Raw genomic sequence first — 7,748 nt, forward strand, 5'->3', positions numbered from 1 at the left:
GAAGTTTTAATTAACATCACCACCGATGGATGTGCATTATAGACCAATCCCAAGCAAGCGCAACCCCTATTTCACCTAAAATCATTCGTGTGATTATTTTTTAATCTCATTGTAATTTTTTAATTCATTATTTGGCCAAATTTGCTTTAATAGCAGCTATAGACACTGTCATGTTTATTAATTTTTATTCCTTGTGCATCACGCTACATCATTAAATAGAATTTCTGGAATCTGCTATGCGTCATTCCTCTTATATATATGCTGGTTTAATTAGTTTCGCTGCCAGCCTCCCTGTTTATGCAGAAGATATCGCCGAATCTTCTAGCAACCCAGAAGTAACTTCTGCTGCCACAGAGACACAGTCAACTGAAACCTCTATGCCAGCTGAACAGAAAAAGAAACTGGCAGCCTGGAAAGAAACTTTAAAAGTAAATGCGAGCGCTAGCCAGTCAGATGAACAAAAAGACCCGTTCCAATCCTGGAACCGCAAGGTTTACCAATTTAATGATGTACTGGATCGTAATCTTGTTCGTCCGATAGCTGTGCAATATAAAGAGAAAGTCCCAGAGGATGTACGTGGTTCTTCTACTCAGTTCCGAAACAACTTGAACGAACCATGGAATGCATTTAACCAGTTAGTCCAGGGTCGTCCGGCACGTGCTGCCAAATCTTTAGGGCGTTTTACCATTAATATACTCACAACTTTAGGCCTTGCCGATCCGGCACGTCGCTTAGGGCTAGAAACTGAAGAAGAACGTTTTGGTCTGACCATGGGCTACTATGGTGTTCCTTCTGGGCCTTATCTGGTACTCCCTGTCTTTGGCCCAAGTACTATTCGCGATGGTATCGGTCTAGCGGTTGATAGTCAGGCACGACCACAAAAATATCTTTTGGATGATCAAGAAGGCTTATATTGGTTTGATCAGGTTTGGCGTGGTATTGATGCCCGCTCCCAGTTACTGGATATTGAAAAAGTCCTGACTGGGGACAAATATGCCCAGATTCGTGACATTTACTTGCAACGTACTAGCTTTGCCATTGCCGAGAAAAAAGGCCTAGAGTCTGAAAATCTATTCACCGATTTCGATGACGAATTTGAAGATGATTTCGAAGAAGAAGCTATTGAAGATGATCAACCTGAAGTGACGGATTAAATCATTTAAATCGATTATTTCCATACGATTAGCAGTGAAAAAGATGCGCTGTTAATCAATTGCTTGTTATAGTACGCCTTATAGACACTGTTAGGATTAGCCCAATTCCTTATGTATTTCATTCAGCCGACTCGTGATATTCCTTATCTAGATCAGGTCATTAACACACTTCCTGATGTGCAAATGATTGACCTTGAACATCATGAGTTATACGACCCGACAATTCTTGCAATTGCCGACGTGCATGATTATTTAAAATACAAATGGAATTTTCCAACCATTGTTCTTGCCATGGAAAATGAAGGTGCTGAACTGGCCCAAGCATGGGAACAGGGTGCCCTAGCAGGCTGGATCTGGAATAAACTCCCTGTGGAACCGATCCTAGCACTCCAAAAAATTGATGCTAAATACAAACGCAATCAGGATAGCCGCGACCTACCTTCTGCTGCAGAATTGCAACAACGCCTTCTTCCAAATCCAATTGAGCTAACGAATTACAAAGTCGAAACATTTTTCCAGCCTTCCGCTTACCTGTCTGGAGACTGGTATGATTACTGGAAAATTAGCGATAAAGAAGTCATGTTTTATCTCGCTGATGTTTCGGGCCATGGCGTGACCAGTAGCTTACTGACTTCGTGGATGGCAGCCTTTCATGGCCGTTCCAAATCACCACGCGAGCTGATCAAAAAACTGAATGGCATGCTGGTTCAGGAAAATATTGAAAAACACATCACCATGATTGCAGGTATTCTGAATCTAGAAACCCATGTGGTACGTTGGTCAAGTGCGGGGCATTACCCACCGCCAATTATCTTCGAACCTGAACAGCCACCCAAGATTTTAACCACCAGCAGTTTCCCTCTGGGTCTGACTGAAGACCTTGAAGTCACTGAACAGGAATTTGTATTAAAACGTTATGCCCGCTTCATTTTATGTTCCGATGGTGCACTAGAACCATTTGAAGGTGGCTTAAATGATCAGTTTGCACAACTGGTCTATCATTTGCAAAATCACTCATTCCAGGCTCCCGAACATGTCGCAGATGATATCGCCTTCCTGAGTTTCATCCGGATAAATTAGTAATATAATTATTGCTTTAATAGAGACTTAATTTGACTCATACCTTCGACTACTTGAGTATCAAATTCCCCTATGGGATAATTTAATATCCTTCTCTGCTAATGGCATTTATATGTCAACAGGTCATGTTGAATATGCAAGTTTGAATGGAACGCATATTTTTAAGCTTATTGGCGAAGTGCGTGCCCAATCTTGTATAAGTCTAGACAAATTACTGAACAAAATTGAACAGCAGGACAATGTCGTTGGTGCAATTGTCGATTTAACTGAAGCCAGTTTTATTGACAGTACTGTACTCGGTGTCCTCGCCAAACTGGGTTTGAAGCTGCAACAGACGCATCACATCCAGGCCGTCATGCTTTCAACCAACTCGGATATCACCACGCTGGCCAACAGTATGGGGCTGGGTCAGGTCTTTGTGATCCTGAATTATTCAGGTGATCCGCATGTTTGCACACGAGCGCTGGTTGAAGAACATATTACCCACAGCACTATGCTGACTACAGTTCTGGATGCGCATAAGACATTGATGAAACTCAATGAAAGCAACAAAAACATGTTCGAACCTTTGGTCAAACAGCTGCAAAAAGAGCAGGACAATCTCGACAAGGTGTCCGAACCCAACGCTTAAATTAAATTTTCCAGGAAGGAACCATGACTTTACTCTCTGTTGTGCAAATGAATTCTCAGAATGAAATTGAAGACAATTTCAGAACTATAGAATCCTTAATTCAACAGAGCAAAGCAGATGGTGCCGAACTGATTGTCTTTCCCGAGAACTTCGTCTGCTTTGCTGCCGGGAAACAACGCGAAACTGCAGCACAGTTTGAAGTCATCCAGCAGCGTCTTGAACAACTTGCACATCAATACAATATCTGGATCATCGCGGGTACTCTCCCTTGCCCGTATCGTCCAGATGGTTCCATCATCGAAGATGGGCGTGTACGCACCGTAAGTCTCTGCATCAGCCCGGAAGGTACTGAAGCGCGCTATGACAAAATTCACCTGTTTGATGTTCAAGTAGGTGATGCCGTGGGCGGCTATCAGGAATCTAAATTCTTTGAACCGGGAACTGATGTAGTGGTGGCTAAAACACCATTTGGTAATATCGGCATGATGGTCTGCTATGATCTGCGCTTCCCTGAGCTCGCCCTGACCTTACTGCATCAAGGTGCCAATATTCTGACTGCTCCTGCAGCGTTTACCTACACCACCGGTCAAATGCACTGGCAGTTACTGTTACAAGCCCGTGCTATGGATACTCAATGCTATGTCCTCGGCGCTGCACAACAAGGCTGGCATGGGGAAAAACGCCAGACTTGGGGGCATGCCGCTGCAACCAATAGCCGTGGTCAGGTATTAGATATGGTACATACCGAAGGCGCCCAGTTAATCACGGTCAAGTTTGATCTGGAAGAACAACTTAAAGTGCGTGAATCCATGCCTCTCATGCAGCACCGTAAACTGATGCAATTCTAAATTTTGCGATTTCACTGTATAAAATAACAAAATCGCTGCTTATTCCCGCCTAAAAATCATTGAGCATAAAAGCTCCATGAAAAAATAAATTAGGGAAAACATCATGTCATTAGAAAAAGCTGTCTATACTGCCCATGCCAAAGCCACTGGCGGCCGGGATGGTCGCGCAACGACCGATGATCAAGTACTGGACGTAAAATTGGCGGTACCTAAAGAAATGGGTGGCCCGGGTGGCGGTACCAATCCTGAACAACTGTTTGCAGCCGGCTATTCAGCTTGTTTCCTCGGTGCGATGAAATTCGTTGCCAATCGTGACAAACTCAATATCAGTAAAGATGCCTATATCGAGGGTGATGTTGGGATCGGGCCAATCCCCACCGGTTTTGGCATTGAAGTGACTTTGAATATCCACCTAGAAGGTATGGATCCGGCAGAGGCGCAAAAGCTGGTCGATGCCGCGCATATTGTCTGCCCTTATTCCAATGCGACCCGCAACAATATTGATGTCACACTAAATGTGATTACCTAAGTTTAACCAACTGCATTTTGGAAAACTCTTGACCACTCCCTACCTGTTACTTAAAAAGATTTTAGCCAACAAAAAAGCAGCCATATGGCTGCTTTTTTTCTTATTTAATTTCTAACTTAAGCTAGTTCCGCTGCTTCATTTGTCACACGTAATACTTCTTCAACCGTGGTCTTACCAGCGAGCACTTTACGCAAGCCATCATCCCGAATTGAACCGGAATACTGTCGTGCATAAGTTTCCAGTTCGTACTCCGGCGCATTGCCATGAATCAGACGGCGCATCTGCTCATCCACAGGCACAATTTCATAAATCGCGGTCCGGCCAGTAAAACCGGTATGTGAACAGCGCTCACAACCTTTTGGTTTTGGTAATTTTAACTCAGGTCCCTGATGCACAGGTGCAAACAGCTCCTGCTCGAACTCATCTGCGTCATGCCAGGTGGCACAATGTGGACACAAAGTGCGTACCAGACGTTGGGCAATGACCCCAATCAAGGAACTGGATAATAGGAATGGTTCTATCCCCATATCCTTGAGACGGGTCACTGCACCAATCGCAGTATTGGTATGCAGTGTCGATAAAACCAGGTGGCCTGTAAGGGATGCCTGAACGGCAATTTCTGCCGTTTCCAGGTCACGAATTTCCCCCACCATGACTACATCCGGGTCCTGACGCAGCATCGCTTTAAGAGCACGGGCGAAGGTCATATCGACTTTGGTATTTACTTGGGTCTGGCCAATGCCTTCAAGCTGATATTCGATCGGATCTTCAGCCGTCAGGATATTCTTGGAACCATCATTCAGGTCAGATAGAGCAGCATACAGCGTTGTGGTTTTACCAGAACCGGTTGGACCAGTGACCAGAATAATGCCATGCGGACGGTGCACGAGTGTCTTGAGCCGCTCATAGTCATTATTCATCAAGCCCAAATGGGTCATGTTCAGACGACCCGCCTGCTTATCCAGCAAACGCATGACCACACGTTCACCATAGGAGGATGGCAAAGTCGAAACACGTACATCCACTTCACGACCCGCAAGGCGTAGGGAAATACGGCCGTCCTGAGGAATACGCTTTTCAGCAATATCCAGCTTGGCCATGACCTTGATACGCGATACCAACAACGGCGCTAGTTCGCGGCGTGGTTGTACGATTTCACGTAGCTGACCATCGACACGTAAACGCACAGATAGTTTCTTTTCAAAAGATTCGATATGAATATCAGACGCGCCGACACGGATGGCTTCAGACAGCAAAGCATTGATCAAACGTACAATCGGGGCATCATCCTCCTGATCCATCAGGTCTTCAGTCTCAGGAACAGAGTCTGCCAGACTCAGTAAATCTGGATGATCTTCCAGACCAGCAGCGACCTGTTGCGATTCCCCACTGTCCCCGGCATAGCTGCTACTTAGCAACTGGCTAAATTCCTGTTCATTACACAACTGATACTGTGCAGGATGTCCCAGAAAACGGCGTGCCTCTTGCAATGCAAGCATTGAGGTATTTTCACGACGGACAATAAAGACCTGATCTCCCTCGTAACGCAGCAACACCCCATGGCGCTTGGCAAAACTGTAAGGAATCTGTAATTGTTTCAGTACTTGCATCGCAGAATTATAATAATAGTGAAAAAATTTAAATTGAGTGTACTCTAAGCACATGACAGCGTGAAGTATGTTTAGCAAGAATTAGTACGAAAGGACCGCCACATTGCCACAGGACCAATTGGATTTATCTACATCGAAGCCCTCGATTCAATGGTGGGGCGAACAAAATTTTGAAATCAATGAATCGAAAGCTTGGCAGTTTGGTTCGCTGCTATTTCGCTTGACCCGGGGCTTGCAGGAGTGGCGACTGGAATATTATCGCCCAGCTGTGCAATATGACTATGAACAGCAATGGCAGCGACTGGATGATCCAAATTTTGCCTTTCCGCAGCCAGTCAAAATTGAACGCTATATGTTCCGGAATACCAAAAGTAAATTACAGTTAATGCCGCGTCTGGCAGACCGTTCTGTGGTGATCAAGCCAGTTGACCCAATTTATATTCCTGCTGGACAGCGCGGAACCTTGTATATCAGCACACCGCTGTGGATTGCCGGTTTTGTCGATGGACAACGCGAACCGATTTTTGATATTCCGGTGATCCTGCCTAAAGATACCTGGTTCGGTCCGAATCACCGTTCTGGAGAAATCTGTTACGCCACTGCCGTGGATGGCCGAACCGAGCTGGAACAGCTCAAACCACGTGCCTTCCGTGCCGTCACCCCGATTGAATTCCAGAATACCAGCAATCAGCAACTGCGCTTTGACCGGATGAATGTACCTGTGCCTGCCCTGCCGCTGTTTTTTAGCCCGAGCACCGGACGCTTATGGACGTCACAAATCAAGGTGCTGCATGAAGGCCTAGACCGCCCACCACGGATTCGTTTGGAAAATCGTACGCCGCCGCATGCCGGTGAAGTGGACTATCTACATCCACCGCGCGATCCGGCAAGCAACCTGTTCAATATGTTTGATTCATTCTTTTAAGGACGGCGAATGGCAAACTCAAGTATTCCAGCTGAAGTCACCAGTAGCCTAAAAGGCGTTTTTACCAATATCAATACTGACCGGTTAACTGAAATCGCGGTTGCGGTGGTGCTGTGTTTTATCGGTTTTTTGATTGCACGTTTTTTCTCGAATGCCTTTATCCGTACCATTGGCGTACGTTTTAATGCCCATCAACAGATGGTCTGGCGTCGTGGGATTTTCTACTTTATTTTCCTGCTTTTTGTCATGGCCAGCCTCAAGGAAGCCGGCTTTAAACTGAGTGTTTTCCTGGGTGCAGCGGGTATTTTAACCGTCGCGCTGGGTTTTGCCTCACAAACTTCAGCATCTAACCTCATCAGCGGTATCTTCCTAATTGGTGAAGGTTCTTTTGAAGTGGGTGATACCATTCAGATTACTTTGATTCGTGGTCATACCATTGAAGGAGAAGTGATTTCGATTGACCTACTATCCGTTAAGCTGCTGACACAGGATAATATCTATGTGCGTTTACCCAATGAGCAGCTGATTCGTGCTCCAGTGCATAACCTGTCCAAATTTCCGATCCGGCGGATTCCAATTACCTTGGCAATTAACTTCCATGAAGACATCATCAAAGTGCGTGAAGTGCTGCTGGATGTGGCCAGCAAATATCCACTGGTTCTGGCTGACCCCAAACCCGCAGTCACTGTCACCGCTTTCCGCGAATCCTCCATTGAATTGCTGTTTGCAATCTGGTGCCAGCGTGAAAACTTCCTCAAAGTCCGCGATGAAATGCAGGAACGGATTCGTAACGGCTTTCTGGAAAATCAGATCGAGATTCCAGTACCGAAAATGGGCTTTGTCGATCATCCACTGGCACGTCCACTCGAAAATGAAGACATTGATCAATATGCCAATGAGAAAGAATTAAAACGGGAGCCGGGTTTAAAATAATTTTAGCCCCTCACCCCAACCCTCTCCCACAGGGCATA

8 protein-coding genes are annotated in these 7,748 nt (G+C 45.5%); 7 read left to right on the forward strand and 1 reads right to left on the reverse strand.

Annotation, left to right across the window (positions count from 1 at the left end; translation table 11 throughout):
* Window positions 1-236 precede the first annotated feature (236 nt).
* The 5 genes from GW12_RS05120 to GW12_RS05140 all read left to right on the forward strand — a co-directional run bounded on the left by GW12_RS05120 (window position 237) and on the right by GW12_RS05140 (window position 4,242).
* Window positions 237-1,154: a VacJ family lipoprotein gene (locus GW12_RS05120; protein ID WP_034584373.1), complete on the forward strand. Its 918-nt coding sequence runs from the start codon at window positions 237-239 to the stop codon at window positions 1,152-1,154.
* A 111-nt stretch (window positions 1,155-1,265) separates the two neighbouring features.
* Window positions 1,266-2,234, forward strand: coding sequence for an RsbU family protein phosphatase GigA (gene gigA, locus GW12_RS05125; RefSeq protein ID WP_034584375.1), 969 nt, complete (start codon window positions 1,266-1,268; stop codon window positions 2,232-2,234).
* 112 nt (window positions 2,235-2,346) lie between these two features.
* Entirely contained in the window at window positions 2,347-2,865 is a 519-nt protein-coding gene (gene gigB, locus GW12_RS05130; protein WP_034584377.1) for an anti-anti-sigma factor GigB, read from the forward strand.
* 23 nt (window positions 2,866-2,888) lie between these two features.
* A complete protein-coding gene (locus GW12_RS05135) occupies window positions 2,889-3,713 on the forward strand; it encodes a carbon-nitrogen hydrolase family protein (RefSeq protein WP_034584379.1) in 825 nt (274 codons plus the stop codon).
* Window positions 3,714-3,816: 103 nt separating this feature from the next.
* Window positions 3,817-4,242, forward strand: coding sequence for an organic hydroperoxide resistance protein (locus GW12_RS05140; RefSeq protein ID WP_034584381.1), 426 nt, complete (start codon window positions 3,817-3,819; stop codon window positions 4,240-4,242).
* Window positions 4,243-4,358: 116 nt separating this feature from the next.
* Here GW12_RS05140 and gspE read toward each other — a convergent pair whose 3' ends face one another.
* Entirely contained in the window at window positions 4,359-5,852 is a 1,494-nt protein-coding gene (gene gspE, locus GW12_RS05145; RefSeq protein ID WP_034584387.1) for a type II secretion system ATPase GspE, read from the reverse strand.
* A 103-nt stretch (window positions 5,853-5,955) separates the two neighbouring features.
* Between gspE and GW12_RS05150 the strand changes: the two genes are divergently transcribed.
* A complete protein-coding gene (locus GW12_RS05150; RefSeq protein ID WP_034584383.1) occupies window positions 5,956-6,777 on the forward strand; it encodes a hypothetical protein in 822 nt (273 codons plus the stop codon).
* 9 nt (window positions 6,778-6,786) lie between these two features.
* Window positions 6,787-7,710 carry a mechanosensitive ion channel family protein gene (locus GW12_RS05155; protein ID WP_034584385.1) on the forward strand — a complete coding sequence of 308 codons (924 nt, stop codon included), beginning with the start codon at window positions 6,787-6,789 and terminating at the stop codon, window positions 7,708-7,710.
* Window positions 7,711-7,748 lie beyond the last annotated feature (38 nt).

Origin of the sequence: Acinetobacter sp. HR7, from assembly GCF_000773685.1 — a bacterium.
Taxonomy (GTDB): domain Bacteria; phylum Pseudomonadota; class Gammaproteobacteria; order Pseudomonadales; family Moraxellaceae; genus Acinetobacter; species Acinetobacter thermotolerans.